Below are 26,328 nucleotides of genomic sequence, written 5' to 3' on the forward strand. Positions count from 1 at the left end.
GGGGAACTCATGAAGCATCGCCTGCTCGGAGCCGCGCTGGTCGGCTGCGCCCTGGCCGCGGTCGGGATCGGGCCCGCGCACGCCGTGTCCGACCAGCTGTGGATCAGCGTGCCGTCCGAGACGGTGCTGCCGGGGGCGGACACGGACGGCAGCGCGCGGGAGCGCACACTCGAAGTGCGGATCACCCACGACAACCTCGACAACAGCGTGTCGGCCGGTCGACTGACCGTGGACGCGAGCGAGCTCGCCTCCTTCGCGCAGGTGTCGTGGCCCGCCCACTGCACGCCCGAGTCGGCGGTCAGGGCGGTGTGCGACTTCCCGGCGATGCCGGCCGGGACGGAGGGCGTGCCGGCCGCCCGGATCGGACTGCGCGCGCTCCCGGACGCCGACCTCAGCGCGTCCGGGTCCGTGCGCTACTCGGCATCCGCCGGGGAGCTGTCGGCGGCCGGGGCGGAGACCCGGATCACCGTGGCCGACGGGCCGGATCTCGGGCTGAGCCAAGCCCCGTGGCAGCGAGGGCTCACGCCCGGCACCGTCCACGAAGTGCGGGCAACCGTCGCCAACAACGGCAACCGCGCCGTGGATCGTACGCTGCTGTGGCTGAACGCGTCGTACGGGCTGCGGTTCACGGAGCGGCACTCCAACTGCGAGTACCAGGAGCACGCCACCGGCATGTCCGCGCTGTGCGTGCTGGACGAGGCTGTCGCTCCGGGCGAGCAGTACGCGTTGGTGACCGCGCTCCGCGTGGGGCGGAAGGCGCTGTACGAGCGGTTCGACCACTCCGTCCTGCCGTATTCGGACGAAGCTCTGGAGGAGGCCCGCGGCGACGGGGCGTGGACGCCAGGAACGGGCGCCGAGTTGAACCTGCGCCCCGTGTCCGCACAGCGGGCCGCCGCTGAGGATGAGGACCTCGATCTGTCGGACAACTACCGGGCCGTCGTCCTGGACGCCAGGAACACCGCCGATCTGAAGCTCATCGGCAGCAAGGTGCGCGGGGCGGCCGGGGACACCGTGACCGCCCCGGTCACGGTCCACAACCGTGGCCCGGCCTGGGTGGCGTCACTCGGCGCCGGCGCGGCCGTGGCCACAGTCCGGTTCCAGGCGCCGGAGGGGACCACGGTCGTCGGCCTGCCGGAGGAGTGCGGGCCCCTGTCGGAGCCCGAGGAAGGGCCGTCCGGGACGACCTACCTCTGCAGGACGCCGATCTACCTGCACGACAAGGCGTCGTACACGATGGACGTGCAGCTGCGGATCGACAGGGTGGTGCGGGGAGCTCGCACCACCGTCGAGACCCTCAATGACGACCCCGAGTTGCCCATCAGCAGGTTCGACCCGAACCTGCGCAACAACAGGACGGAGATCGTCGTGAACGGCTAGCGCGCCATCTCCTCCTTCAGCGCCGCCACGAACGCGTCCACGTCCTCCTCGGTCGTGTCGAACGCGCACATCCAGCGCACGACGCCCGCCGCCTCGTCCCAGAAGTAGAACCGGAACCGCTTCTGCAGGCGCTCGCTCACGTCGTGCGGGAGCTTGGCGAAGACGCCGTTGGCCTGCACCGGGTAGAGGATCTCCACGCCGTGGACGGCACGGACGCCCTCGGCGAGGCGCTGGGCCATCTCGTTCGCGTGGCGGGCGTTGCGCAGCCACAGGTCCTTGGCGAGCAGGGCCTCCAACTGCACCGACACGAAACGCATCTTGGAGGCGAGCTGCATGGACAGCTTGCGCAGGTGCTTCATGTGGCTGACGGCGTCCTGGTTGAGGACGACGACGGCCTCGCCGAACAGGGCGCCGTTCTTGGTGCCGCCGAGGGAGAGGATGTCGACGCCGACCGCGTCGGTGAACGTCCGCATCGGGACGTCCAGGGAGGCGGCCGCGTTGGCTATCCGGGAGCCGTCCAGGTGCACCTTCATGCCGTGCGCGTGGGCGTGCTCGCAGATCGCGCGGATCTCGTCGGGCGTGTAGAGGGTGCCGAGTTCGGTGCTCTGGGTGATCGAGACGACCTGCGGCATCGCGCGGTGCTCGTCCTCCCAGCCCCAGGCCTGCTTGTCGATCAGCTCGGGAGTGAGCTTGCCGTCGGGGGTGGGCACCGCGAGCAGCTTCAGGCCGCCCATACGCTCGGGCGCGCCGCCCTCGTCCACGTTGATATGCGCGCTCTCGGCGCAGATCACCGCGCCCCAGCGGTCGGTGACCGCCTGGAGCGCGACGACGTTCGCGCCGGTGCCGTTGAAGACGGGGAACGCCTCCGCCGTGGCGCCGAAGTGGCTGCGGATGATCCGCTGGAGGTTCTCGGTGTAGACGTCCTCGCCGTAGGCGACCTGGTGCCCGCCGTTGGCCAGGGCCAGGGCGGCGAGCACCTCCGGGTGGGCGCCGGCGTAGTTGTCACTGGCGAAGCCGCGGACGTCCGGGTCGTGGTGGCGCCGGGCGTCGGTCTTCGGAGGGTTCACGGCTTCTCGGTCAGCCACAGACGGTTTCCGTTCACTTCGGCGGCGGGCTTGTCCCAGACATCGACGATGGCCTCGGCCAGGTCCTTGACGTCCGTGAAGCCCGCGAACTTCGCGTTGGGTCGCTCGGCGCGCATCGCGTCGTGCACCAGCGCCTTCACCACCAGGATGGCAGCCGCGGACGTCGGGCCCTCGGGGCCCCCGGCCTTGCGGAAGGCGTCGGCCAGCGCGAGCGTCCAGGCCTCGGCGGCGGCCTTGGCGGCGGCGTACGAGGCGTTGCCCGCGGTCGGCTTGGTGGCGCCGGCGGCGCTGATCAGCACATACCGGCCGCGCTCGCTGCGCTGCAGGGCCTCGTAGAAGGCCAGCGAGGTGTGCTGCACGGTGCGGATGAGCAGCAGCTCCAGGAAGTCCCAGTCGTCGAGGCTGGTCTTGATGAAGGTCTCGCTGCCGCGCCAGCCGCCGACCAGGTGGACCAGGCCGTCGATGCGGCCGAAGTCCTTCTCGATGTGAGCGGCCCAGTCGCGGGTGGACTGCAGGTCCAGCAGGTCGACCGGTTCGCCGGTGACGGTCGCGCCGCCCGACGCGTAGCGTGCCGCGTCCACGGCCTCCGCCAGCCGCTCGGGATCGTTGTCCGCGGCGGCGACCGTCGCGCCCGCCTCGGCCAGTCGCAGCAGTGCCGCCCGCCCGGCGGGTCCGCCCGCACCGGCCACCGCGATCACCGCACCGCTGAGAGCCCCGTTCGCCATGTTCTTCGCCTCCTGAGCAGCGTGTGCGTTTTCCCCGTGCTTGCCGTCGCTCACGCGGCGACTCGCTCGGCGCTCTCCGCCGTGATGCCCTTCGTGGAGGCGATCACGTTCTTCAGCTTCTTGGAGAGGGCCTCATAGAACATGCTCAGCGGAAACTCGTCCGGAAGCACGTCATCGACGAGTTTCCGGGGCGGCTGCGACAGGTCGAGGGCGTCGGGGCCCTTGGCCCACTTGGATCCCGGGTGCGGGGCGAGGTAGGTGGAGACGAGCTCGTAGCCGGCGAACCAGTGGACGAGCTTGGGGCGGTCGATGCCGTCGCGGTACAGCTTCTCGATCTCGGCGCACAGCTGGTTGGTGACCTGCGGGGCGCGCTGCCAGTCGATGAACAGCTTGTTGTCGGTCCAGCGGATGACGTCGTGCTTGTGCAGGTAGGCGAAGAGCAGCTGGCCGCCGAGGCCGTCGTAGTTGCGCACGCGCTCGCCGGTGACCGGGAAGCGGAACATGCGGTCGAACAGCACCGCGTACTGCACGTCACGGGCCTGCGGGACGCCGTCCTCCTGGAGCTTCACGGCCTCCTTGAAGGCGGTGAGGTCACAGCGCAGCTCCTCCAGGCCGTACATCCAGAACGGCTGGCGCTGCTTGATCATGAACGGGTCGAACGGCAGGTCGCCGTGGCTGTGGGTGCGGTCGTGGACCATGTCCCACAGCACGAACGCCTCCTCGCAGCGCTTCTGGTCGTGGACCATCGCGGCGATGTCCTCGGGCAGGTCGAGGCCGAGGATGTCGACGGCGGCGTCGGTGACCCGGCGGAACCGGGCGGCCTCGCGGTCGCAGAAGATGCCGCCCCAGCTGAAGCGCTCCGGGGCCTCGCGCACGGCGATGGTCTCCGGGAAGAGGACGGCGGAGTTGGTGTCGTACCCGGCCGTGAAGTCCTCGAACTTGATGCCGCAGAACAGCGGGTTGTCGTAGCGGGTGCGCTCCAGCTCGGCCAGCCAGTCCGGCCAGACCATACGCAGCACGACCGCCTCGAGGTTGCGGTCGGGGTTGCCGTTCTGCGTGTACATCGGGAAGACGACCAGGTGCTGGAGGCCGTCAGCGCGGTTCGCGGCGGGCTGGAAGGCCAGCAGGGAGTCCAGGAAGTCCGGCACCTCGAAGCCGCTCTCGGCCCAGCGGGTCAGGTCCTTCACCAGGGCCGCGTGGTAGTCGGCGTCGTGCGGGAGCAGCGGGGACAGCTCCTCGACGGCATCGGCGACACGCCGTACGGCGGCCTCGGCGTCGGCGGGCTTCGGCGCGCCCTCGGCCTCGAAGTCGATCGATCCGTCCTTGGACTGCCATGGCCGGATCTGCTCCACGGCATCCTTGAGCACCGGCCACGCCGGGTGCTCGACCACCCTGGTCGCGGGAGGAATCTGCTCCTCCATAGCCGCCTGCACAAGAATTTCCGTCATGTCTCATCCTCCACGGGAGAACCTCGCGTCAGGAGACCGTATACATACGAGGTTTCTTCCAGCAAGAGGATCATCGGGAAATTATCCTGCCCACCCCCCTTTGTCACCGAACTTTTTCCTGTCGGATGCCGGGGCAGCGCATACTCCGGCTCTGCGTGGGCATACGCGAGAACCGGCCAAGGCGGTCCGCGGCGGCCGGTCAATCCCCGCGGGACTCGCCCACGCCAGGGTGACGACCCAGGGGCATGGGAACCAGACACGGCATGTCCACAGCCCCAAACCCGGCTGCACACGTGGGGTTCATCACGCCCCCAGGCCACTAGGCTGCGGCTGCCGCGCGAACAGTCCGCTCCGGTTTGCGCGTGAGCCGAGCCGCCGTCGACGGAAGCGAGTTGAATCTTGAACTTCCTTACCATCGGTCACCGCGGAGTCATGGGTGTCGAACCCGAGAACACCCTCCGTTCCTTCGTCGCGGCCCAGCAGGCCGGCCTCGACGTCATCGAACTCGATCTCCATCTGAGCAAGGACGGCGCCCTCGTCGTCATGCACGACACCGACGTGGACCGCACCACCGACGGCACCGGCCCGATCGCCGACAAGACGCTCGCCGAGCTGCGCGCCCTGGACGCGGGCCGCGGCGAGCGCGTCCCGGTCTTCGAGGAGGTCCTGGACGCCGTGCGGTCGCCGCTCCAGGCCGAGATCAAGGACGTCGCGGCGGCACGGGCGCTCGCCGAGGTGATCCACGACCGGGACCTGGTCTCCCGGGTCGAGGTGTCCTCGTTCCACGACGACGCCGTCGCCGAGATCGCCCGCTTGGTGCCGGGCGTACGGACGGCGCTGATCGCCAGCCGCTACGGCACCGACATCGTGGACCGCGCCGTCGAGGCCGGCGCGGCGACCGTCTGCCTGAACATCCGCCGGCTCACGCTGGAGGTCGTGGAGCACGCCCGCAAGGCGGACCTGAGGATCATCGGCTGGGTGGTCAACACGCAGGACCACCTGCGGCTGGCCCGGGCCCTGGGCCTGGACGGCGCGACCACCGACTACCCGGAGATCAAACGCACCGGCCGCTTCACGGCGTAGGCGCTCCGCTGGGTTGTGCCGCGTAGGCCGTCGATCGTCTGCGGCTCCGTTGTGGCTGGTCGCGCCCGCGCGGCGGAGCCGCATGTTCAACGCAGCCCCGCGCCCCTTGGGGCGCTGCCCAGCCGCAAATGACTACGCGAGCTCCTTGACCAGCAGCTCGAACTGCAGGTCGTCGCGCTGTGGGATGCCGAAGCGCTCGTCGCCGTACGGGAACGGGGTCATCTTTCCCGTACGGCGGTAGCCGCGCCGCTCGTACCAGGCGATGAGGTCGTTCCGTACGGAGATCACGGTCATGCGCATCTCGGTGGCGCCCCATGTCTCGCGGGCCTGCCGCTCTGCCTCCGCGATGATCACCTTGCCGAGGCCGGAGCCCTGGAGTGCGGGGCTCACCGCGAACATCCCGAAGTAGGCGTGGTCGCCGCGGTGTTCGAGCTGGCAGCAGGCGACGACCTGGCCGTCCCGCTCGACCGTCAGCAGGCGGCTGTCGGCCGACTTGATGACGTCCAGCACGCCTTCCGGGTCGGTCCGCTGCCCTTCGAGGATGTCCGCCTCCGTCGTCCACCCGGCCCGGCTGGAGTCGCCGCGGTAGGCGGACTCGATCAGCGCGACCAGCGTGTCCACGTCCGCGACGGTGGCGTCGCGGAAGGTGAGTGCGGTGGCGGCGGTGGTCGCGGCGGTGTCCATGGTGTGGTTCTCCACTTCTCGGGCGCGTTCGCGGGCGCGGCTCGGGCACCGATGAGCGTAACCCGCCACTAGGCTCCGGCCGCATGGTGCACGTACTGAGCGGACGGACCCTCCTCCAACCCACCGACCCCGAGCGCTCCCGCGTCTTCTACGGCGAACAACTGGGCCTGGCCGTCTACCGCGAGTTCGGAACGGGCCCGGAGCGCGGCACCGTGTACTTCCTCGGCGGCGGGTTCCTGGAGGTCTCCGGCCGTTCCGAGACCCCGCCGTCCCCTGCCGTCCGGCTGTGGCTGCAGGTCGAGGACGTGGCGGCGGCGCACGACGAGCTGCGGGACAAGGGCGTCGAGATCGCGCGGCCGCCGGTGAAGGAGCCGTGGGGGCTGATCGAGATGTGGATCGCGGATCCGGACGGGACGCGGATCGTGCTGGTGGAGGTCCCGGAGGATCACCCGCTGCGGTACCGGCCGGGGATCTGAGTCACCCCGGGCGGTGTTCCCAGCCGCGGTCGGTGCGGGTCAGTTCCCGGAAGCCGGCCGAGGTCAGGTGGCCGATCATCGTGCGGTCGGTGGCCGGCTCATAGGCGAGGAGGCGGTCGACGCCGCACAGGCGCAGCCAGTCGGCGGCCTGTCCCAGCAGCCAGTGCTCGAGCCCCGTGCCGTACGCCGACGGGTCGATGTGCAGGTTGCCGATGTCGGCGAGGCCGGCGCCCCGGGTGTGGCGTTCGGGGCGGGACAGGGCCGTGTCGACCTCGATGAAGCCGAGGGCGCGCCCGTCGGCGTTCGCCGTGAGACGCGTGCCGCACTCCCCCAGCGCGCGGTCGACGGTGACGCCGGGTCGCGGGTCGTGGGGCGGCAGGTCGGCCACGCGCGCGATGAGGATCACCTCGGTGTCGCCGACGTGCCGGAAGCCGGAGCGTTCGTACAGGGCGCGGATGTGCGGCCAGGTGCGGGGCAGGCCGTAGACGGCCGGGGCGGGGATGTCGCCGCTCGCGTACCGGGCGCGGACGTTCCAGCGGGCCAGCTGGGCCAGGCAGGCGCTCATCAGCAGGTCCGCTGCCTCGTCGGAGTCCGGCCAGAACGAGGCCGGCGGATGGCACACGAACCAGTCGATCTCGCCGATGTCCCGGTAGTGCGGGCCGACCTCGTCGTCCGCCCGATAACGCAGCAGATGGGCGGCGGCCACGACGTAGTCGCGCTGCTCGGCGACGAGGGTCACGCGCTCGCTCACCCACGGGTCGGTGATGAACTCGTCCGGCTGCCGCTCCAGATCGCTGAGCACCGTGTTGACGGAGACGGAGACGCCGGGGACGACGGCGGCGACGTGCATGTTGATCAGTTCGGTGAGCTGGTCGCGGTCGGCGCGGCGGAAAGGGCGCACTTCGAGCGCGGGCATGCGGGACCTCCGGGTCGGAGAAACGGTGCCGGGAGGCCGCCACGCGGTGCGGTACGGGGTAGAGGGTACGGCGGTGGCGGCGCCGGGCTCCAGTGGGTTTCGCCGGATGGCCGGGGCCCGGGGCGGGGCTTAGCGTGCTGGAGGGGGCTTTCCGTGCGGAAGGAGCGCCATGAAGCTCGACAAGCCGGTGACCGGTGGGCCCTGCTGGACCGAGCTCGGGACCAGCGACCTGGCCGCGGCCAAGCGGTTCTACGAGGGGTTGTTCGGCTGGCGCGCCGAGACCGACCCGCGTCAGGAGGCCGGCGGCTACACGATCGCGCACCTGCGGGACGCGCCGGTGGCCGCGCTGACGCCGCTGTACCAGGAGGGGCAGCCAGTGGCCTGGAACGTCTCGTTCGCGGTGCCGGACGCGGACGCCGCCGCAGCGCAGGTGACCGAGGCCGGCGGCACGGTGCTGGTGGGTCCGATGGACGTGTTCGACGTGGGCCGCTTCGCGGTGGCCGTGGACCCCACGGGCGCGGCCTTCCAGCTCTGGCAGGCGCGGACGTTCCCGGGCGCCGGGCTGTTCAACGCGCCCGGCTCGCTGGGCTGGGTGGAGCTCATGACCCGGGCGCCCGAGCGGGCCGTGGAGTTCTACACGACGCTGTTCGGCTGGAGCGTCAACGCCTCGGAGCACTACACGCAGTGGGGCATCGACGGCGCCGACTTCGGCGGCATGGTGACGATGGACGACAAGTTCCCCCACGAGGTGCCGGCGCACTGGCTGCCGTACTTCGCCGTGCTGGACGTGGACATGACGGCGGCGGACGCGGCGGAGGGCGGCGGCACCATCCTGATGGAGCCCACCTCCGTCCCCGACGGTCCGCGCATCGCCGTCCTGCGGGACCCGCAGGGGGCGGTGTTCGGCGTCTACCGCGCGGCCGACGAGGACTGAGGCTGTTCCTGGACTCCCTGCCGGGTTCAGGCGCGCAGCGCGCCCAGTCGCCCCTCCAGCTGTCCCAGCAACTCGCCGAGCAGGGAGGCCAGTTCGCGCTGCCCCTGCGGGTCGAGGCCGGACAGTACGGCCGTCTCGTAGGCGAGTTGTTCGGGCAGGGTGCCGTCGACGAGTTCCCGGCCGGCGTCCGTGAGGCGGACGTGGGCGACGCGGCGGTCCCGGCTGTCGCCGCGGCGCTCCACCAGGCCGCGTTCGGTCAGCTGCTTGAGGCGTTTGGTGACGGCGGCGCCCGAGGAGAAGGTCTCGCGGGCGAGTTCACTGGGGGTCAGCTCGTGGCCGGTGCGGCGCAGCGCGCCGAGCAGGTCGAACTCGGGGCGGCTGAGGCCCGCGCGGCGCAGGGGGGCGTCCTCGGCCTGCTGGAGGAGGGCGGCGCAGCGGTTGATGCGGCCGATGATCTCCATCGGGCCGGTGTCGAGGTCCGGGTGGACGGCCCGCCACTGCCGGACCACCGCGGCGACCGTGTCCTGTCTCGTCCCGGTCGGCCCGCCGTTCGTCGCCGTCATGGCCGTATGCCCTCCGTTACGTCGCTGCCCGTGCGCTGGTTCGGGTGCGGCCCTTGGTTCCGCCCCGTCGCCGCGAGCGTACGGGGTGTGGTCCGCTCGGTGCGCACGACCCGCTGCCACCGCCGCTCGGGTACGGCCACCGCGGCGACGAGGCCGACCAGTGCGCCGACCAGGGTGTCCACGATCCGCTCGGTGATCAGCCGCCCGGGTTCCTGGAACCCGGCGAACTCGGTGACGAGCAGCGCCATCGGGGTCACGCAGACGCTGCCGAGCCAGTAGTTGCGGCCGATCAGCGCCTCGGCGCCGAAGTTGAGGGCGAGGCAGCACAGGACCAGGGCGGCCTCGCCGGTGTGGGCCAGGGGAACCACCGCGGCGAAGAGGAGGACGCCGAGCAGGTTGCCGACGACGCGCTGGACGCCCCGGCCCCAGGTGAGCGTGAGGCTGGCCTGGTACAGGGAGGCCGCGGTGACCAGGGCCCAGTAGGGGCGGCCGACGCCCAGGGCGAGGGAGGCGTAGCCGGCCAGGGCGCAGCCGAGGGCGGTGCGCACGGCGAGCGGGGCCAGGGCGCCGAGGCGGCGCAGCAACGGGCCGGGAAGCGCGGGGAGTTCGATACCGATGCCCTCGAGGTCCTCGACCTCCGGTACAGGGCGGTTGCGGCGTACCTGCCGGGCCCAGGTGCGCAGCAGCGCGGGGTCCGCGTCGGCCGGGGCGGCGAGGGCGACCTCGGCGCGGACGAGGAGGCGTTCGAGGGCGCGGCGGGTCTCGGAGGGGCGGCCGGTGGAGAGGAGGGCCTGCCGGGCGGTCTGTACGGCGGTGGTGGCGGTGGCGTGGGCCCGGGCGCGATGTTCACGCGGGCCGCCTTCGCCTCCGGTGCCGCGCGCGCCGTTCGTGCTGGGCGCGCCGCCGGTGCCGCTGATGCCGCTCGCCTCGGCGTACGCAGCGGCCGCGTTCAGTGCGCCCGCGGTGGCCCGGCGTTCCGGACCATGGGGGCGCAGCAGGCCGGGCGCCATGCCGACGGGCCAGGCCCAGGCGCCGGCCGCGGCGGCGAGCGCAAGGTGTCCGGGGACCTGGGCCGGGGACTGAGGGGCGAACAGGGCTGCGGAGCTGACGAAGGTGAGGACCACGTTGCCGGGCGGGCCGATGCGGGTCGCGTCGCACAGCGCCTTCTGCGCGGCGGCCAGCACCGCACCCACGGTGACCAGCACGACCGCACTGGCGGGGAGCGAGGCCGCGACCAGTGCGGCGGCGAGACCGCCGAGCATGCCGAGCACCACCCACGCCAGGGCGCGGGCCCGGGCGGCGTAGGGGCGGTTGTGGGCGTAGAGCGCGCACAGGGATCCGGCCATCGTGTACATCGCCAGATCCAGGCGGCCGAGCGCGAGCAGGGCGAGGTTGGGCGGAGCGACGGCGACAACGACGCTCAGAGCGGGCTTGAACCAGATGTCCGAGGGCCGGCCCAGGCGCAGCACTCCGGCGAGCGAAAGGGGACTGCTCATATGACACACCTTAACGGGTGTTTTACTCGTGAAATACAGGACGGCGGCCCGGTGACCTGCCGTGCTCCGCCGAATGCTCCCCATGTACATCCTTGCGCTTGCGTGCGCGCCGCACGGTCAGGGCATCGACGGACTGTCCAGGACCGTCGAGCGGGGAGGGTGCGTGTGCACGGACCGGCTTCGCACGGCTGGCTGCTGGTCGCGGTATGTGCGGCGACCGGGGCCTACTGTCTGCTGCGGATGCGCAGCCACGTCGAGGAACAGCGCCGGGCGGCGGGCGGCGAGGCGCTGATGGGCTTCGGCATGGCGGCGATGGCGGTGCCCGCCGCGGTGTTCACGCCGCCGTCATGGGCCTGGCCCGTGTACGCGGCCGTGTTCGGCGCGGCCGCCCTGCACGCGCTGTGGTCCGCGCGGGCGGGCGCCCATCATCTGCACCACCTGGTGGGAGCGTCGGCCATGGTCTACATGGCGGTCGCGATGGCCGCCTCGCCCGGGCACGAGGGCGGGCACGGCGGTTCCGGCGTCCCGCTGGTGACGGGCGTTCTGCTCCTGTACTTCACGGGGTACGTACTGCTGTCCGGCGTCCGGCTGGTGCCCGTCACCGGGGCCGGCGCGGGTGTCGCATGGGGCGACCGGCCCGAGCTGGCGCGGGCCTGCCGGCTGTCGATGGGGATCGCCATGGTGGCGATGCTGCTGGCCCTCTGAAACGGCGCTGGCGAGGCCCCGGGCCCTCGCGGTCTGCATCACTTTGCGCGAACGGTCCGTACCCCTGGGCACGGCTGGGCGTGTGGGCGCTGGGATAACCGGGGCTCCGGTGGGCACCCGGCTCCCGTCAGTGGCGCCCGCCCCGCCAACAGCCGGGTCTTGTGGCGGGCGTCGCAAACCGGCCCCCGGCATTGGCCTCTCGCCCCGTCAGTCGGCGAGGATCGCAGTATGCACACCCAGTCCGTCGAGTCCCCGCCCCGCCCGCCGGCCGAGCGCGGCAACGCCCGCTGGGCCGGTGCCCTGGCGCTGTGCTCCGCGCTGCTGCTCGCCCTGGTCGCGGTCCGGTGGTATCCGCTGATGACCTTCGACGACGACATCGCCGAGACCACGCACCGCTGGGCGGTCGACGAGACCGGCGTCACGCACGCCTTCCGCATCCTGACGGACTGGGTCTGGGATCCGTGGACGATGCGCATCATGGCCGCGGCGGTCGCGATCTGGCTGGTGTGGCGCAGATCGGCGCTCTGGACGGCCGTATGGCTCGGGGCCACATGTGCGCTGACCGCGCTGATCCAGCAGACCCTGAAGGCCCTCGTCGACCGCCCGCGCCCGGTGTGGCCCGACCCCGTCGACTCCGCCCACTACGCCGCCTTCCCCTCGGGCCACGCCATGACGGCCACGGTGGTGTGCGGCCTCCTGCTGTGGCTCCTGCACCGTCACGGCGCCGCACGCGTCCTGCGGCGCACGGCCGTCGCCGTGGCCGTGATCTCCGTGGCGGGCGTCGGTCTGACCCGGGTGTGGCTGGGCGTCCACTGGGCCACGGACGTCGTCGGCGGCTGGCTGCTGGGCGCGCTGGTCGTGGTGCTGGCGGTGGGAGTGCACGTCCGGTGGCGGAGCTGACCGAGCGCCGCTACCGCTAGGTGGGGGCGGCCGAGCTATGGGCTATCCTCCGCCCGGATGCCGGGGGCCGGGTCGTGCGATCGGGCGCCGACCTCGGCACGTGACCGGGCGGGGGGGCGCGCGGGCCGAGCGGGAGGAGCCGTTCACTTACGTCGTCGGCACGGACGGTCGGCTTCGGCTCGCTGCCCGCCGGAGCGAGCACGTGGCGTGCGCCGCGGGCGGTGATGTCCTGGCCGCCGGCGAGATGCGGTTCGAGCCCGCCTCGGGGTGCTGGTCGGCCGCGAAGGTCAGCAACCAGTCGACCGGTTACTGCCCCGACCTCGGCTCCTGGCCCACGGTGGCACACGCCCTTGACCGGGCCGGGGTCGCGCACCCGGGCCGGTTCACGCACGAGGTGGTGTTCCGACGTGGTGAGCAGTGCGCCGAGTACGCCTGCGCGAGGGCGAATTCGTCTGCGTGTTCTGTGGCAGCGATCTTCCCGCGCGGTGGAACATCGCCCCGTAGGATCCGCAACATGACCGCAGTCCTGTTCGATTTCTCCGGAACCCTCTTCCGTGTCGAGTCCACCGAGTCCTGGCTGCGCGGGGCGCTCGCCGAGGCGCGGATAGAGCTCGACGAGGCCGAGTTGACCGAGGCGGCGCAGGCGCTGGAGGCGGTGGGGGCGCTGCCGGGCGGGACCGAGCCCTCCTGGCTGCCCGAGGACGTGGCCAGCGTCTGGGGTGTGCGGGACAAGAGCGCGGAGCTGCACCGGGCCGCCTACACCGGGCTCTCCCGGCAGGTGCGGCTGCCCGACGACCGATTGCACGACCTGCTCTACGACCGCCACATGGCACCGGCCGCATGGATGCCGTACCCGGACGCCGCCGAGGTGCTGCGGACCCTGCGCGAGCGGGGCGTCGGCGTCGGAGTCGTCAGCAACATCGGCTGGGATCTGCGGCCGGTGTTCCGGGAACACGGCCTCGACCCGTACGTGGACACCTACGTGCTGTCGTACGAGCACGGCGTCCAGAAGCCCGACCCCCGCCTCTTCACGGTCGCCTGCACGGCGCTCGGCGCCGATCCGCGGGACGTCGTCATGGTCGGCGACAACCGCCGGGCGGACGGCGGTGCGGCGGCCCTGGGCTGTGCGGTGCACTTCGTGGACCATCTGTCGGCGGCACAGCGACCGGACGCGCTGCGGCCGGTGCTGGATCTCGTGGGCGCGGCCCCGCGGGCCAACGGCACCGGCCATCGAACGGAAAAGTAGCCTCCGGCCACCATCCCGACACGCTCGCCGGCCTCGGACGATCCCCCGCGTCGCCCGAGGCAGGCGGCGACCCCGACCAGGCCTCATGGAGGCCGGGCCGGAAGCACTGAGTATAGTTGGCTGGCAGCCAGTCAACGCAGGAGTTACAGCATGTCCCCGCGAAGCGCCTCGGTCAATGAAGAGTTGCGGCGGCGTTCGCGGGAGCGGCTTCTGCAGGCGGCCGTGGAGCTGGTGAGCGAGCGCGGGTACGAGGCGACGACGCTGGGCGACATCGCGGACCGGGCGGGATCGGCGCGTGGTCTGGTGTCGTACTACTTCCCCGGCAAACGCCGGCTGGTGCAGTCCGCCGTGCACCGGCTGATGCACCGCACGCTGGAGGAGGCGCTGGAGCGCGAGCCGCGCACCGAGGACGGCCGGGAGCGGATGGCCCGGGCCATCGACGCGATTCTGGGCCTGGCCCGGGACCGGCCCGTGCTGATGCGCCAGCACATGGCGGGGATCCTGGAGGGCGAGGGCTTCGTGCAGTGCCCGGAGCAGCGGCGCCTGGCCGAGCTCCTGCGGGACACCTGCGTACGCTACGGCTCGCCGGAGGTCGACGCCGACTACCCCATGCTGCGCGCCCTGCTCATGGGCGCGGTCTACGCGGCGCTGGTGCCCGGGGTGCCGATGTCCGTGCCGGTGCTGCGGGCCGAGCTGTTCCGGCGCTACCGGCTGGAGTGGGAGATGGGCGTCCCGCCGGACTCGGAGGCCGAGCCCGGCGGGACGTGCGACAAGGATCTGTCGCGGTTCTTCGCTACCGGGTCCGCACCCGGCTGCCCGGACGGTCAGTCGAAGTAGTCGGGCTGCGTCTGGACGTTGAGTTCGCGCAGCTTGACCCAGCGGGCCGGGTCAGTGCGCCGGTCGTTGATCTTCAGGACGTCGAAGCCCCTGGCCATCTCGTTCGAGTAGATGTAGCCGTTGTAGTAGTACGCCGACCACGAACCGGCCGTCCTGATGGTGTCGGTGGTGAGCGGGCCCCGGTCGAAGTAGGCGATCTCCTTCGGACTGGCCGAGTCGGTGAAGTCCCAGACGGAGATGCCGCCCTGGTACCAGGCCTGGACCATGAGGTCACGGCCCTTGACCGGGATCAGCGAGCCGTTGTGGGCGACGCAGTTCTCGGTGTCCGCCTGGTGGCGCGGGATCTTGAAGTAGCTGCGGAAGACGAGCTTGCGCTTGTCGCCCTTGCCGACGATGTCGTAGATGCCGTCGGCGCCGCGGTCCGGGCCGATGGCCGCGTTGCAGGTGGCCGCGCTGCCGCCGCCCAACTCGTCGGTGAAGACGACCTTGTTGGCCTTCTGGTTGAAGGTCGCCGAGTGCCAGAACGCGAAGTTCACGTTGTCCTGGACCTGGTCGATGACCTTCGGGTGCTCCGGGTCCTCGATGGAGAACAGGATGCCGTCACCCATGCAGGCGCCCGCCGCGAGGTCCTGCTCCGGGAGCACCGTGATGTCGTGGCAGCCGGTGGTCTTGGAGACACCCGGGTTGGTGGGCGCGCCCGGGTTTCCGCCGCCGTCCGGGCCCTCACCGGGGAACAGCACCGGGAAGCCCACGACCGCCGCCTTCTCGGGGGCGTACCGCGGCACCTTGATGACGGAGAGGCCGTCGTGCGGCGGCTGGCAGTCGGGGTAGGTGGCGTTCGGCGAGTACGAGGAGACGTAGATGTAGACGTTCCGGCGCTCGGGCACCAGCGTGTGGGTGTGCGAGCCGCAGGCGGTCTCCACGGCGGCGACGTACTTCGGGTTGGTCTTGTCGCTGATGTCGAAGACCTTCATGCCCTCCCACGACGACTTCTCGGTCGCGGGCTGCGTGGTGCTGTTGCAACTGCTGTCGCTGCGCGAGGAGTCGGTGGACAGGAACAGCAGGTTGCCTGAGACGGAGATGTCGTTCTGCGAGCCGGGGCACAGCACCTGGGCGACCGTCTTCGGTGACTTCGGGTTGCTGATGTCGAAGATGCGGAAGCCGTCGTAGTTGCCCGCGAAGGCGTACCTGCCCTGGAAGGCGAGGTCCGAATTGGTGCCCGGCAGCACGTCCTTGGGGACGTTGGCCACGTGCTCGATGTTGTCGGAGTGGACGATCTCGTCCTGGCCGGGTATCTCGCCGTCCGCGAGAGCCTCCCGCACTTCGGCCCGGGTGCTCTCGGAGACCTTCTGCTCCTTGGCGGGGCCGTCCCCGGGGTCGGGGGTCGCGGCAGCCGGCTGCGCGGTGAGCAGCGCGCCGACGAGTCCGGCGGCGGCAGCGGCAACTCCCAAGCGTCTGCGGCGCGTTCGGGGATTGCTGAACAGGATCACTGTTTTCCTCCCTTGTCCGTTCGCACTGGAACGGTTCATGCAAGCCCGAGTATCGTCTGCGCCATGCACATATCAACAGGGGGCAATGAACATGTGACGAGGACGGTCTTTCGCCGGGCACCCGTCTTCGCTGCCGCACTGACCGCCCTGACCGTGCTCGCGCTCGGCGGCTGCGACTCCGAGCCCAAGTCGGCGGAGGAGAGCGGGCCTTCGGTGATCGTGCCCGGCAAGCCCGGTGAGGCGAACCGGAAACTGTCCGCCGAGGAGGCCGCGCGGCAGCGCGCCGAGGACGACTCCCCCAACTCGGCGGACGTCGCCTATGCCCGCATGATGATCGAGCACCACCAGCAGGCCCTGGAGATGACCGAACTCGTCCCGGACCGCGCGGAGTCGACGAAGGTCAAGGCCCTCGCCGAGCGGATCGCCGCGGCACAGGGTCCGGAGATCACCGCCATGAAGGGCTGGCTGAAGAACCACCGCAAGGCCGAGAAGGCCGGCAAGAGCGACGGCCACGAGCACGCCTCGATGCCCGGCATGGCGACCGAGGCACAGCTCGGGAAGCTGCGCGCCGCGCAGGGCAAGGCGTTCGACCAGTTGTTCCTCACGCTGATGATCACCCATCACGAGGGGGCGATCACCATGGCCACGGAGGTGAAGGGGCAGGGCAACAACATCCAGGTCGAGGAGATGGCCGACGAGGTGGTCGCTCAGCAGACGAGCGAGATCACCCGGATGCGGGACATGCTCTGACGGACCCGCACGGTACGGCATCCGCCTCCGAGATCGCGCTCAGCGGCGGGCCCGGCGCCGCGTCAGGAAGCCGGCGTCGCGTGCCTGCCCGATCAGCCTGAGCGACTTCCGGCGGCCGTGCCCCGTCGCGCTCATCACCGCGAGGACGGGGTCGATGCCCTGGTCCTGGGCGGCCCGGTACTGCTGCGCGACCAGCCAGCGCCCCTCGACACCCCGCGGCCAGGCCGACCCGGCCCCGGTCGGCACGGCGTCCGCATCGCACGGTTCGCCGGTGTCCGGTTCGGTGCCGTCCGGTACGGCCCCGATCCCGCACGCGTCGAAGAGCGGATCCTCGATCCAGTCGGCGAGCGCCGCGAGGTCGTCGAGGGACAGCGCCGGCTCGGCCCGTACGTCCTCGATGGAGACGCACTCGCCGGTCACCACGGCGTGCGCGTCGACGCGGGCGCCGTCGCCGAACTCCAGCCGGACACCGAACCACGTCGTGGCACCGGCACCGTCCCGCACTTCCCACGCGGGCCACACGGAGACGGTGCCCTCCGCCGGACGACGATCGGAAAGATTAAGAAAGGATGCTTCCAGCACACACGCAACGTAACCGCATGATCACATTCCATACTGAACGAACACGCGTCCCGTACGGCGCACAGCACCCTGTCAGCGGAGCGGCCGCGGTGCGATGCTGGACTCGAGAGCGACTCCTGAAGATCCCCGAAGAGCCCTCGGACAAGGAGTTCCGCCGTGCTGCGTGTCGCCGTCGTCGGCTCAGGGCCCAGCGGGTGCTACACCGCCCAGAGCCTGGTACAGCAGGACCCCGACGTGGTCGTCGACGTCCTGGACCGGCTGCCGTGCCCGTACGGCCTGGTGCGGTACGGGGTGGCGCCGGACCACGAGAAGATCAAATCCCTCCAGAACAACCTGCGGACGGTCCTGGAGCACGACCGGGTGCGGTTCCTCGGCGGCGTCCAGGTCGGCCCGGGCGGGGTGCCGGCCGCCCGGCTGCGGGAGCTTTACCACGCGGTCGTGTACTGCGTGGGCGCCGCCACCGACCGGCACCTCGGGATCCCCGGCGAGGACCTGCCGGGCAGCTGGTCGGCGACCGAGTTCGTGTCCTGGTACAGCGCCCACCCGGACGCCGTCGACGACGGCTTCGTGCGGGACGCGCGCTCCGCGGTGGTCATCGGTGTCGGGAACGTCGCGGTGGACGTCACGCGAATGCTCGCGCGGGGCACGGCGGAACTGAGCCCCACCGACATGCCGCAGGAAGCGCTCACCGCCCTCGCCGCCAGCCGGGTCACCGACATCAGCATGGTGGGGCGGCGCGGCCCGTCGCAGGCCCGCTTCACCACCAAGGAGCTGCGCGAGCTCGGCACGCTGCCCGACACGGAAGTGACCGTGGATCCGGCAGAGCTGGAAATGGACCCGGCCTACACCGACCCCTCCGGCCTGCCCGCACCACAGCGCCGCAACGTGGAGGTGCTGCGCGGCTGGGCCGAGTCCCCGGCACAGGACGCCCGCCATCACATCCGCCTGCGCTTCTTCCTGCGCCCCGTCGAAATCCTCGCCGACGCCGGTCGCGTGGGCGCGGTGCGCTTCGAGCGGACGGCACCCGACGGACGGGGCGGCGTGGCGGGCACGGGCCGATACGAGGACATCGAGGCCCAGTTGGTCCTGCGTTCGGTGGGCTACCGCGGAGTGCCGCTGGAGGGCCTGCCGTTCGACACGGCGACCGGCACGGTGCCGAATCTCGCCGGGCGCGTTCTGCGCGAGGGCCTGGTCGCGCCGGGTGAGTATGTGGCGGGCTGGATCAAGCGGGGGCCCACGGGAGTGATCGGCACCAACCGGCCGTGTGCGAAGGAGACGGTGACGTCGCTCCTGGAGGACGCCGCCGTGCTCGTACAGAAGGAACTGCCCGAGGACCCACTCACCGCTCTGCGCGCCGAGGGGATCGAGCCCGTCGAGTGGTCCGGCTGGCAGTCGATCGAACGTGCCGAAGCAGAACTCGGGGCATCGCTGGGGCGAGGTGTGGTGAAACTCCCCGACTGGGAGTCGCTCATGATCGCCGCACACGACAACGTCCCTTAGGGGCGCGGGGCTGTATCAATATGCGGCTCCGCCGCGTGGGCGCGACAAGCCACATACCACCCGCACCGAGCAACGAACCGGCAACACCCCCGAAATCAACAATCTGTTCAAGGAGCCTACGGTCTCGCCCATGGCAAAAACCGCACCCGTGCACCCCGTCGACGAGATCCCACCCAAGCGCCAGTTGGCCGCTTTCGGCCTCCAACACGTCCTCGCCATGTACGCCGGCGCCGTGGCCGTCCCCCTCATAGTCGGCGGCGCCATGAAGCTGCCGCCCGCCGATCTGGCGTACCTGATCACCGCCGACCTCCTGGTGTGCGGCATCGCCACCCTCATCCAGTGCATCGGCTTCTGGCGCTTCGGCGTACGGCTGCCGATCATGCAGGGCTGCACCTTCGCCGCGGTCTCCCCGATGGTGCTCATCGGCACCACAGGCGGCGGACTGCCCGCCATCTACGGCTCGGTGATCGTCGCGGGGCTCGCGATCGTGCTGTTGGCACCGGTCTTCGGAAAGCTGCTCCGCTTCTTCCCACCCCTCGTCACCGGCACCGTGATCCTGATCATCGGCCTCTCGCTGCTGCCGGTCGCGGGCAACTGGGCCGCGGGCGGTGTCGGTTCGGCGGACTTCGGGGAGCCGAAGAACCTCGCACTGGCCGCGTTCGTGCTCGCGGTGGTGCTCGGGGTGCAGCGGTTCGCGCCGGCGTTCCTCAGCCGGATCGCCGTGCTGATCGGCATCGCGGTCGGGCTCGCGGTGGCGGTGCCGTTCGGGTTCACGGACTTCGGCGGGGTCGGGGAGGCCGACTGGGTCGGGATCAGCACGCCGTTCCACTTCGGGGCGCCCACCTTCGAGTTCTCGGCGATCGTGTCGATGCTGGTGGTGGCGCTGGTGACGATGACCGAGACGACCGGTGACCTGATCGCGGTCGGCGAGATGACGGACCGCAAGGTCGAGCCGCGCTCCCTCTCGGACGGCCTGCGCGCCGACGGGCTGTCGACGGTGCTGGGCGGCGTCTTCAACACCTTCCCGTACACGGCGTACGCCCAGAACGTCGGCCTCGTCGGCATGACCCGCGTGCGCAGCCGCTGGGTGGTGGCCACCGCGGGCGGCATCCTCGTCCTGCTCGGCCTGCTGCCCAAGCTGGGCGCGGTGGTGGCGGCGATCCCGGCGCCGGTGCTGGGCGGTGCGGGCCTGGTGATGTTCGGGACGGTCGCCGCGAGCGGGCTGCGGACACTCACCGAGGTGGACTTCAAGGGCAACAACAACCTGACGGTGGTGGCCGTCTCCGTGGCCATGGGCATGTTGCCGGTCGGTGTGCCGACGGTCTACGAGAAGTTCCCGGACTGGTTCCAGACGGTGATGAACAGCGGCATCAGCGCGGGCTGCCTGACGGCGATCGTCCTGAACCTGCTCTTCAACCACCTGTCCGCACAGGGCGGTTCAGGCGCCGCCGAGTCGGCCGGCCTGGCGGGTGGCGGCGCCGAGGAGGGCGTCGAGAAGCCCCGGGAAGAGGTCGTCTAGGTCGTCCTTGCGCAGCCCGTTCATCTTGGCCGTGCCCCGGTAGATCTGCTGGATCACACCGCTCTCGCGCAGCACCCGGAAGTGGTGCGTGGTGGTGGACTTGGTGACGGGCAGGTCGAACTGCGAACACGTGAGCTCGTCGCCGACGGCGGCGAGCTCACGCACGATCTGCAGCCGCATCGGATCGGACAGCGCGTGCAGCACGCCCTCCAGACGGATCTCCTCGCGCGTCGGGTGCGGGAGGTCTCGGCTGCTGACGGCGGGGCTGGTCACGGCGGCTCCACTTCGCTCGGGTTCCCTCGCTCGGGTCTCCTCATTGTACGAGACTTCTCGTAGTTTGACAGTTCCCGTACTACGATGCCTATCGTACGAGTCGACCACCGGTCCCCGTGACGAATGGAGTCCGCCGTGACTGCGCTCTTCCAGCCCTACACCCTGCGCGATGTGACGATCCCGAACCGGGTGTGGATGCCGCCGATGTGCCAGTACTCGGCCGCCCCGGAGGGGCCTGACATGGGCGCCCCCAACGACTGGCACTTCGCGCACTACGCGGCCCGCGCGGCCGGCGGCACGGGGCTGATCGTCGTCGAGGCCACGGCGGTCGCTCCCGAGGGCCGGATCTCCCCGTACGACCTTGGCATCTGGAACGACACGCAGGTCGAGGCGTTCCGGCGGATCACACGGTTCCTGGTGTCGCAGGGAACGGTTCCGGGCATCCAGCTGGCCCACGCCGGCCGCAAGGCATCGACCGACCGGCCCTGGAAGGGCGGTGCGCCGGTGGGGCCGGACGCGTACGGGTGGGAGCCGGTGGCGCCGAGCGCGGTCGCGTTCGCCGACGGGCACCCGGTGCCGAGAGAGCTGACGGTCGCCGAGATCCGGGAGATCGTGGGGCACTTCGCGGACGCCGCGCGCGGGGCCCTCGCCGCCGGCTTCGAGGTGGCCGAGATCCATGGCGCCCACGGCTATCTGATCAACGAGTTCCTCTCGCCGTACTCCAACCACCGCACCGACGCGTACGGCGGCTCGTACGAGAACCGCACGCGTTTCGCCCTCGAAGTCGTGGACGCCGTACGGGAGGTGTGGCCGGACGACAAGCCGCTGTTCTTCCGTATCTCGGCGACGGACTGGCTGGAGGAGGGCGGCTGGACCGCCGACGACACGGTGCGCTTCGCCGCCGAGCTCCAGGCGCACGGCATCGACCTGCTCGACGTGTCCACCGGGGGTAACGCGTCCGGCGTCCGTATCCCCGTCGGGCCGGGCTATCAGGTGCCGTTCGCGGCGCGGGTGAAGGCCGAGACGGCGATGCCGGTTGCCGCGGTGGGGTTGATCACCGACGCCGAGCAGGCCGAGAAGATCGTCGCGAACGGTGAGGCGGACGCGGTGCTGCTCGGCCGGGAGTTGCTGCGCACCCCCTCCTGGGCGCGGCATGCGGCGCGGGAGCTGGGCGGCGATGTACACGTGCCGGACCAGTACCACCGGTCCGTTTGATCGCCTGTCGTACGGGTGCGTTCTGCGTCGTGCGACTGCGGGTCGACCGTGGTTGCTCGCGCAGTTCCCCGCGCCCCTGAGGTCGGCACGCTCGGCTCGGTCGAGATCATCCTGTGGGCAGGCGTCGCATCACCATCCGCTCCAGGTGTGGCACAGCCCGCTGTCCGGTCACCGCGAGGGCGATCGACGCGGCGACGCCCGCCCAGGCGAGGGGGCCGAGCGGCGTGCAGCCGAAGAGGTGGCTGAGGCCGGGGGTTTCGACCAGGACGAAGAGGGCGGCCGCGGAGCCGAGGGCGGTCGCGCGAACCAGCGGGCTGCCCCGGCGGTCGGCCAGGGTCTGGGCGAGCTGCGTGCCGACCACCGCGCACAGGGCCATCGTGGTGGAGCGGCGGGCGGTGCCCGGGGTGAAGCGGCCGATCAGCCAGGCGGACGTGGCGCCCAGCGTGGTGGTCAGGGCGCGGTGCCGGATCTTGCGGATCAGGGGGGCGCCGAGGAGCGAGGTGCCCAGCGGTTCGGTGCCATCGGGGGTGACGTGGTCGCCCTGGCCCCGCTCCCCCACCTCCGCCACCGCGGAACCCGTGTCCGCGCGATCCGCCGCCGATTCCCCCTCCGGCTCCTTCGGCGTCACCGCCACCGCCATGGCGGGGAACAGGTCCGTGAAGAGGTTCACCAGCAGCATCTGGCGGGTCGACAAGGGTGCCGCGCCCGACAGCAGCGTGCCGAGCAGGCCGAAGCCCACCTCGCCCGCGTTGCCGCCGATCAGGATGGCGATGGCGTCGGCGACGCTGTGCCACAGGGCCCGGCCCTCGGCGACGGCCTCGATCAGGACCGTCATGTCGCCGTCGGTGAGGACGAGGTCGGCCGCGTTGCGGGCGGCCGCCGAGCCGCGGGCGCTGATGCCGACGCCGATGTCGGCGGCGCGGATGGCCGCGGCGTCGTTGGCTCCGTCGCCGACCATGCCGACCACCCGGCCGGCGTCCCGCAGCGCCTCGACGACCTGGAGCTTCTGCTCGGGCGCGACCCGGGCCACCACTCCCATGTCGGCCAGCATCCGGGCGCGTTCTTCCCGGTCCGCGGACGCCAGCTCGTCACCGGTGACCACGCCGGTGTCCTCCGGCCAGCCCAGCTGGGCCGCGATCGCCCGGGCGGTCTGCGGGTGGTCGCCGGTCAGCATGACCGGTCGTACGCCCGCCTTTCGCAGCCCCTCCACGAGGGCCGTGGAGGTGTCGCGCGCCACGTCGGCGAGGGCGAGCAGCCCGGTGAACTCCAGCCCCTCCAGGGGCTGTTCGAGGACCTCCGCCGCCTTGTCCGACGCGTCCAGCGGGCGCCGGGCCACCGCGAGGACGCGCAGTCCGTCACCGGCGAGCACGTGGGCCGCCTCCGTCGCCGACGAGGGCAGGCCCGCGCAGGCGGGCAGCACCGTCTCGGGGGCGCCCTTGACCACGAGCACCGGGGTGCCGTCCTCGGCCTCGCCGACGGCGGCGGCGTAACCGCGGCCGGCCTCGAAGGGCAGGCCCTCGGTCTGGGACCACTCGGGGTCGGGGGCGGCCGCGTCCAGGACGGCCTCGTCGGTGGCGTGGACGGGCTTGTCCGAACCGCCGTTGAGCTGGGGGCAGGCGCGGGCCGCGGTCCGCAGCGTGACGTCGGCCTCCGTCTCGTCCAGCGTGTGGACCGTGCCGTCCGCGTCGGTCACGCGCACCAGGCGCAGCCGGTTCTCGGTGAGGGTGCCGGTCTTGTCGAAGCAGATGGTGTCCATCCGCCCGAGCGCCTCCAGGGTGCGCGGGGCCCGGACGAGGACTCCCCTGCGGCTCAGCCGGCGGGCGGCCGCCAGCTGCGCCACGGTCGCCACCAGCGGCAGCCCCTCGGGCACCGCGGCCACGGCCACCGCGACCCCGCCGCTCACGGCGCGGCGGATCGGCGTGCCGCGCAGCAGCGACAGGGCGGTCACCCCGGCGCCGCCCGCCAGGGTCAACGGCAGGGCCTTGTCGGTGAGTTCCCGCAGCCTGGCCTGTACGCCGGCGGACGGTGGCTTGCGGGCGGCGAGGGACACGGCTCGCGCGGCCTCCGTCCGCTCTCCCGTGTCCACTACGACGGCCCGCGCCTCGCCGGCCACTACGGTCGTGCCCTCGAACACCATGCAGCGGCGGTCGGGCACGGGGGCGTGCGGCGTCGGGTCGGTCGCCTTGGCCGCGGGCAGGGACTCGCCGGTGAGCGCGGACTCGTCCACTTCCAGGCCGTCCTCCCACAGCAGACGGGCGTCGGCGGGCACCACGTCGTCCGCCCGGAGCTCGATCACGTCGCCGGGACGGAGCTTGGTGGCGTCCACGAGGTGCGGCCGGGACGCGGGTTCCTCGGTCGTCACGCGCGCTTTCTGCTTCTGCTTGGCCAGCAGTCCGGACAGCGCGCGCTCGGCCCGCATCCGCTGGATGCCGCCGACCAGGGCGTTCAGGTCGAGCGCGCCGACGACCAGCAGGGCGTCCACGACGGAGCCGAGGATGGCTTCGGCGGCCGAGCCGACGGCCAGCACGGGGGTGAGGGGGTCGTCGAGTTCACCGCGCACGGCCCGGGCGAGCTGCAGTGGCCCGCTCAGCGCTGCGAACACGCGCTGCCGGCCCAGCGTGCGGACCGCCTTGCGCGCGCGGTCGGTGACGTCCTGGGACAGGGTGGGCTCCGGGCCCTCTTCGTGCTCCAGCCGGTCGCGGACCTCCGTGGGCTCCAGCTCGTGCCAGGCCACACGCGGCCGGGGGTGCGGGGCGCGGGCCGCCGCGACGCCGAGCGCCGCACGCGCCCCGGACAGCAGGGCCCAGGCCGCGCTCACGTCGACCGGCGTGTGGCGCAGTCCGGGCCAAGGCGTGGGACGGCCCCGCCGGGACTGGCCGATGGCCACGAGGATCCCGGACAGGGCGGCGCCGGACCGGGCCAGGGTCTGCGACCTGCGGCCGACAGCGCGCGCGACCGGCACCGCCCGCAGCAGACGCCACACGTCTGCCGGACCGTGCGGGGCGAGCACGTCCGCGCCCCAGACCACGGCCCCGTCCCGGTCGGTGAGGGCGATGGCCACGTCGCCGGCGAGCAGCCCGCTGAGGACGTCCTCGTCGTCCGGTCCCGGCCGGGCGACCGTGACGACGACGCCTTCCTCGCCCCGCACCGCGTCCACCACGTCGCTCAGCGGCCGATCGTCGCGCACCACCTGGTCGGCCAGGCTCGTGAAGTCGGCCAGGGCCGGGGCGTCCACCATCACGACGCGCAGCCCCGCGCGCCGCGCCGCGTCCAGCACGGCTTCCGCCCATGGGTCCGCGCCCGCGCCGGGGCTGCGCAGTGCGCTCGGATGCAGGACGACCGTGTCGGCCATCTCCAGCTGGCGCAGCCGTTCTGTGTCGCGTACGAGGACGCCCGTGCGGGACAGCGCGGTACTGAGTACGGCGTGGAAGGCGGCGGGCCCGTAGCGGGCCGCCTTGGGAGAGCCCGCGAGCACGGCCTCAGCCGCCTCGGTCCCGTCGTGCTTGACCAACAGCGTGGCCAGGGCGCCCACCAGGCTGCCGGTCTCGGCGTGCGCGGCGTACTCCTGGGCCGGGGAGGTGCGCAGCGGCGGGCGCGGGCAGTGGTCCCCGGCGACGCTGCACCGCTCGGGCACGCAGACCTCGTCGTGGACCATGTCGAACGCCGTCGCGCGCGCCACCGTCTCCGCCAGCTGGAGCGAGCGCAGCGCACCGTCGAGCACCAGCGCGGTGGGTGTCCGGCCGGCACCGTGGGCGGCCGCGCTCGCGAAGGCCAGCGCCATGTCCATGCGGGAGCGGCCGAGCCGGGCCCGTAGCCAACCGCGGAAGCGCGGATTCTCCCGCAGCAGCGTCACCAGCGCGGTCACCGCCCGGGGCGAGGTCGGCAGGCGCAGGCCGTAGCCGATGAACGCGGCCGCGATGCCGAGCCCGTCCGCGGCCAGCGTCGCGGCGGCGGCCCGCACTCCGGCGGGGTCGGCCGGGTGGACGATCTCCTCCACCGCCTGGTCCGTCTCGGCCAGGCCGTGGCGTGCCGCGATCTCGGTCGCCTTCTCCACCACCCGGTCGCTGACCGACTCCTCGACGGCTGTCACCACCAGCCGGCGCAGTCCGCCGTCCCAGTAGGCGAGGGCCACGTCGGGCCGCTCCGTCAGCGCCTCGGCGACCCGGCGCGCCGCGTGTTCCATCCCGCCCGCCCGCTGAATCCGGTCCGGCACCGCGGGCCGCAGTGCGAGGTGGGTCCGGGTGCCGGACCGCCAGGGATGCGGCCGCAGGGGCAGGGTGTTGCGCGCGACGCGCGCGACGCGCCCCGCGGTGTCCATCGTGCGTACACCTGCCCGGGCCGTCCCGGCCACGGCGCCCGCGGCGACCCCCACCGCGGGAGCCGCACCCCTGGCGAGCAGCCTCGGCCCGGCCGAGACCAGCCCGGCCGCGGCGGCCGTCGGACGTGTGAGCAGTCCCAGTACCATCGCTTGCCCTCGCTCCGCCTCACTCGACAGCGCCTTCCGTGCGGCCCGGGTTCCCGCAA

The 26,328-nt window shown here is 72.0% G+C and carries 23 protein-coding genes; 12 read left to right on the forward strand and 11 right to left on the reverse strand.

Annotated elements, in window-relative coordinates:
* Positions 1 to 9: 9 nt before the first annotated feature.
* Positions 10 to 1,377: a hypothetical protein gene (locus tag ACQEV2_RS04470; protein WP_433036732.1), complete on the forward strand. Its 1,368-nt coding sequence runs from the start codon at positions 10 to 12 to the stop codon at positions 1,375 to 1,377.
* On the opposite strand, the gene ACQEV2_RS04475 is transcribed toward ACQEV2_RS04470, so the two are convergent.
* The 3 genes from ACQEV2_RS04475 to ACQEV2_RS04485 are packed head-to-tail and all read right to left on the reverse strand — an operon-like array spanning position 1,374 to position 4,635.
* Positions 1,374 to 2,444 (reverse strand): threonine aldolase family protein, encoded by a 1,071-nt coding sequence (locus ACQEV2_RS04475; RefSeq protein WP_433036734.1) that lies wholly within the window; start codon positions 2,442 to 2,444, stop codon positions 1,374 to 1,376. The genes ACQEV2_RS04470 and ACQEV2_RS04475 overlap by 4 nt on opposite strands.
* The gene (locus tag ACQEV2_RS04480; RefSeq protein ID WP_433036736.1) at positions 2,441 to 3,187 is read right to left on the reverse strand and encodes an SDR family NAD(P)-dependent oxidoreductase; all 747 of its coding nucleotides are present in this window, start codon (positions 3,185 to 3,187) and stop codon (positions 2,441 to 2,443) included. The genes ACQEV2_RS04475 and ACQEV2_RS04480 overlap by 4 nt, the downstream gene beginning before the upstream one ends.
* A gap of 50 nt (positions 3,188 to 3,237) precedes the next feature.
* The gene (locus ACQEV2_RS04485) at positions 3,238 to 4,635 is read right to left on the reverse strand and encodes a DUF6421 family protein (protein WP_433036738.1); all 1,398 of its coding nucleotides are present in this window, start codon (positions 4,633 to 4,635) and stop codon (positions 3,238 to 3,240) included.
* Positions 4,636 to 5,034: 399 nt separating this feature from the next.
* On the opposite strand from ACQEV2_RS04485, the gene ACQEV2_RS04490 reads away from it, so the two are divergent.
* Positions 5,035 to 5,718, forward strand: a complete 684-nt coding sequence (locus ACQEV2_RS04490) for a glycerophosphodiester phosphodiesterase (RefSeq protein WP_433036740.1) — start codon at positions 5,035 to 5,037, stop codon at positions 5,716 to 5,718.
* Between the two features lie 132 nt (positions 5,719 to 5,850).
* Here ACQEV2_RS04490 and ACQEV2_RS04495 read toward each other — a convergent pair whose 3' ends face one another.
* Positions 5,851 to 6,402 (reverse strand): GNAT family N-acetyltransferase, encoded by a 552-nt coding sequence (locus tag ACQEV2_RS04495; protein WP_433036742.1) that lies wholly within the window; start codon positions 6,400 to 6,402, stop codon positions 5,851 to 5,853.
* An 83-nt stretch (positions 6,403 to 6,485) separates the two neighbouring features.
* On the opposite strand from ACQEV2_RS04495, the gene ACQEV2_RS04500 reads away from it, so the two are divergent.
* Positions 6,486 to 6,878: a VOC family protein gene (locus ACQEV2_RS04500; RefSeq protein ID WP_433036744.1), complete on the forward strand. Its 393-nt coding sequence runs from the start codon at positions 6,486 to 6,488 to the stop codon at positions 6,876 to 6,878.
* Between the two features lies 1 nt (position 6,879).
* On the opposite strand, the gene ACQEV2_RS04505 is transcribed toward ACQEV2_RS04500, so the two are convergent.
* The gene (locus ACQEV2_RS04505; protein ID WP_433036746.1) at positions 6,880 to 7,794 is read right to left on the reverse strand and encodes an N-acetyltransferase; all 915 of its coding nucleotides are present in this window, start codon (positions 7,792 to 7,794) and stop codon (positions 6,880 to 6,882) included.
* A 169-nt stretch (positions 7,795 to 7,963) separates the two neighbouring features.
* Between ACQEV2_RS04505 and ACQEV2_RS04510 the strand changes: the two genes are divergently transcribed.
* Positions 7,964 to 8,728, forward strand: coding sequence for a VOC family protein (locus ACQEV2_RS04510; protein WP_433036748.1), 765 nt, complete (start codon positions 7,964 to 7,966; stop codon positions 8,726 to 8,728).
* Positions 8,729 to 8,754: 26 nt separating this feature from the next.
* On the opposite strand, the gene ACQEV2_RS04515 is transcribed toward ACQEV2_RS04510, so the two are convergent.
* Together ACQEV2_RS04515 and ACQEV2_RS04520 are read right to left on the reverse strand one after the other, a co-directional pair.
* The gene (locus tag ACQEV2_RS04515; protein ID WP_433036750.1) at positions 8,755 to 9,291 is read right to left on the reverse strand and encodes a MarR family winged helix-turn-helix transcriptional regulator; all 537 of its coding nucleotides are present in this window, start codon (positions 9,289 to 9,291) and stop codon (positions 8,755 to 8,757) included.
* Complete coding sequence (locus tag ACQEV2_RS04520; RefSeq protein ID WP_433036752.1) at positions 9,288 to 10,787, reverse strand: FUSC family protein; 1,500 nt, start codon at positions 10,785 to 10,787, stop codon at positions 9,288 to 9,290. The genes ACQEV2_RS04515 and ACQEV2_RS04520 overlap by 4 nt, the downstream gene beginning before the upstream one ends.
* A gap of 165 nt (positions 10,788 to 10,952) precedes the next feature.
* On the opposite strand from ACQEV2_RS04520, the gene ACQEV2_RS04525 reads away from it, so the two are divergent.
* The 4 genes from ACQEV2_RS04525 (at position 10,953) to ACQEV2_RS04540 (ending at position 14,475) form a co-directional block, all read left to right on the forward strand.
* Positions 10,953 to 11,492, forward strand: a complete 540-nt coding sequence (locus tag ACQEV2_RS04525) for a DUF5134 domain-containing protein (protein WP_433036754.1) — start codon at positions 10,953 to 10,955, stop codon at positions 11,490 to 11,492.
* A gap of 228 nt (positions 11,493 to 11,720) precedes the next feature.
* Complete coding sequence (locus ACQEV2_RS04530; protein WP_433036756.1) at positions 11,721 to 12,392, forward strand: phosphatase PAP2 family protein; 672 nt, start codon at positions 11,721 to 11,723, stop codon at positions 12,390 to 12,392.
* A 514-nt stretch (positions 12,393 to 12,906) separates the two neighbouring features.
* Positions 12,907 to 13,638, forward strand: a complete 732-nt coding sequence (locus tag ACQEV2_RS04535; RefSeq protein ID WP_433036758.1) for an HAD family hydrolase — start codon at positions 12,907 to 12,909, stop codon at positions 13,636 to 13,638.
* Positions 13,639 to 13,788: 150 nt separating this feature from the next.
* Positions 13,789 to 14,475 (forward strand): TetR/AcrR family transcriptional regulator, encoded by a 687-nt coding sequence (locus tag ACQEV2_RS04540; protein ID WP_433036760.1) that lies wholly within the window; start codon positions 13,789 to 13,791, stop codon positions 14,473 to 14,475.
* On the opposite strand, the gene ACQEV2_RS04545 is transcribed toward ACQEV2_RS04540, so the two are convergent.
* Positions 14,463 to 16,004 carry an LVIVD repeat-containing protein gene (locus ACQEV2_RS04545; protein ID WP_433036762.1) on the reverse strand — a complete coding sequence of 514 codons (1,542 nt, stop codon included), beginning with the start codon at positions 16,002 to 16,004 and terminating at the stop codon, positions 14,463 to 14,465. The two genes, ACQEV2_RS04540 and ACQEV2_RS04545, sit on opposite strands and share 13 nt — an antisense overlap.
* Before the next feature lie 24 nt (positions 16,005 to 16,028).
* Here ACQEV2_RS04545 and ACQEV2_RS04550 point away from each other — a divergent pair, with 24 nt between their 5' ends.
* The gene (locus ACQEV2_RS04550) at positions 16,029 to 16,715 is read left to right on the forward strand and encodes a DUF305 domain-containing protein (protein WP_433036764.1); all 687 of its coding nucleotides are present in this window, start codon (positions 16,029 to 16,031) and stop codon (positions 16,713 to 16,715) included.
* Between the two features lie 39 nt (positions 16,716 to 16,754).
* On the opposite strand, the gene ACQEV2_RS04555 is transcribed toward ACQEV2_RS04550, so the two are convergent.
* Complete coding sequence (locus ACQEV2_RS04555) at positions 16,755 to 17,297, reverse strand: DUF6214 family protein (RefSeq protein ID WP_433036766.1); 543 nt, start codon at positions 17,295 to 17,297, stop codon at positions 16,755 to 16,757.
* Between the two features lie 156 nt (positions 17,298 to 17,453).
* Between ACQEV2_RS04555 and ACQEV2_RS04560 the strand changes: the two genes are divergently transcribed.
* Entirely contained in the window at positions 17,454 to 18,797 is a 1,344-nt protein-coding gene (locus ACQEV2_RS04560) for an FAD-dependent oxidoreductase (protein WP_433036768.1), read from the forward strand.
* Between the two features lie 130 nt (positions 18,798 to 18,927).
* Positions 18,928 to 20,316 carry a nucleobase:cation symporter-2 family protein gene (locus tag ACQEV2_RS04565; RefSeq protein WP_433036770.1) on the forward strand — a complete coding sequence of 463 codons (1,389 nt, stop codon included), beginning with the start codon at positions 18,928 to 18,930 and terminating at the stop codon, positions 20,314 to 20,316.
* On the opposite strand, the gene ACQEV2_RS04570 is transcribed toward ACQEV2_RS04565, so the two are convergent.
* Entirely contained in the window at positions 20,236 to 20,589 is a 354-nt protein-coding gene (locus ACQEV2_RS04570; RefSeq protein WP_433036772.1) for an ArsR/SmtB family transcription factor, read from the reverse strand. The two genes, ACQEV2_RS04565 and ACQEV2_RS04570, sit on opposite strands and share 81 nt — an antisense overlap.
* A 135-nt stretch (positions 20,590 to 20,724) precedes the next feature.
* Between ACQEV2_RS04570 and ACQEV2_RS04575 the strand changes: the two genes are divergently transcribed.
* Positions 20,725 to 21,804 (forward strand): NADH:flavin oxidoreductase/NADH oxidase, encoded by a 1,080-nt coding sequence (locus ACQEV2_RS04575; RefSeq protein WP_433036774.1) that lies wholly within the window; start codon positions 20,725 to 20,727, stop codon positions 21,802 to 21,804.
* Positions 21,805 to 21,910: 106 nt separating this feature from the next.
* Here the strand turns inward: ACQEV2_RS04575 and ACQEV2_RS04580 are convergent, their stop codons facing one another.
* The gene (locus ACQEV2_RS04580; protein ID WP_433036776.1) at positions 21,911 to 26,269 is read right to left on the reverse strand and encodes an HAD-IC family P-type ATPase; all 4,359 of its coding nucleotides are present in this window, start codon (positions 26,267 to 26,269) and stop codon (positions 21,911 to 21,913) included.
* Between the last annotated feature and the right edge of the window lie 59 nt (positions 26,270 to 26,328).

It is taken from the genome of Streptomyces sp. CA-251387, from assembly GCF_050936625.1.
Classification (GTDB): domain Bacteria; phylum Actinomycetota; class Actinomycetes; order Streptomycetales; family Streptomycetaceae; genus Streptomyces.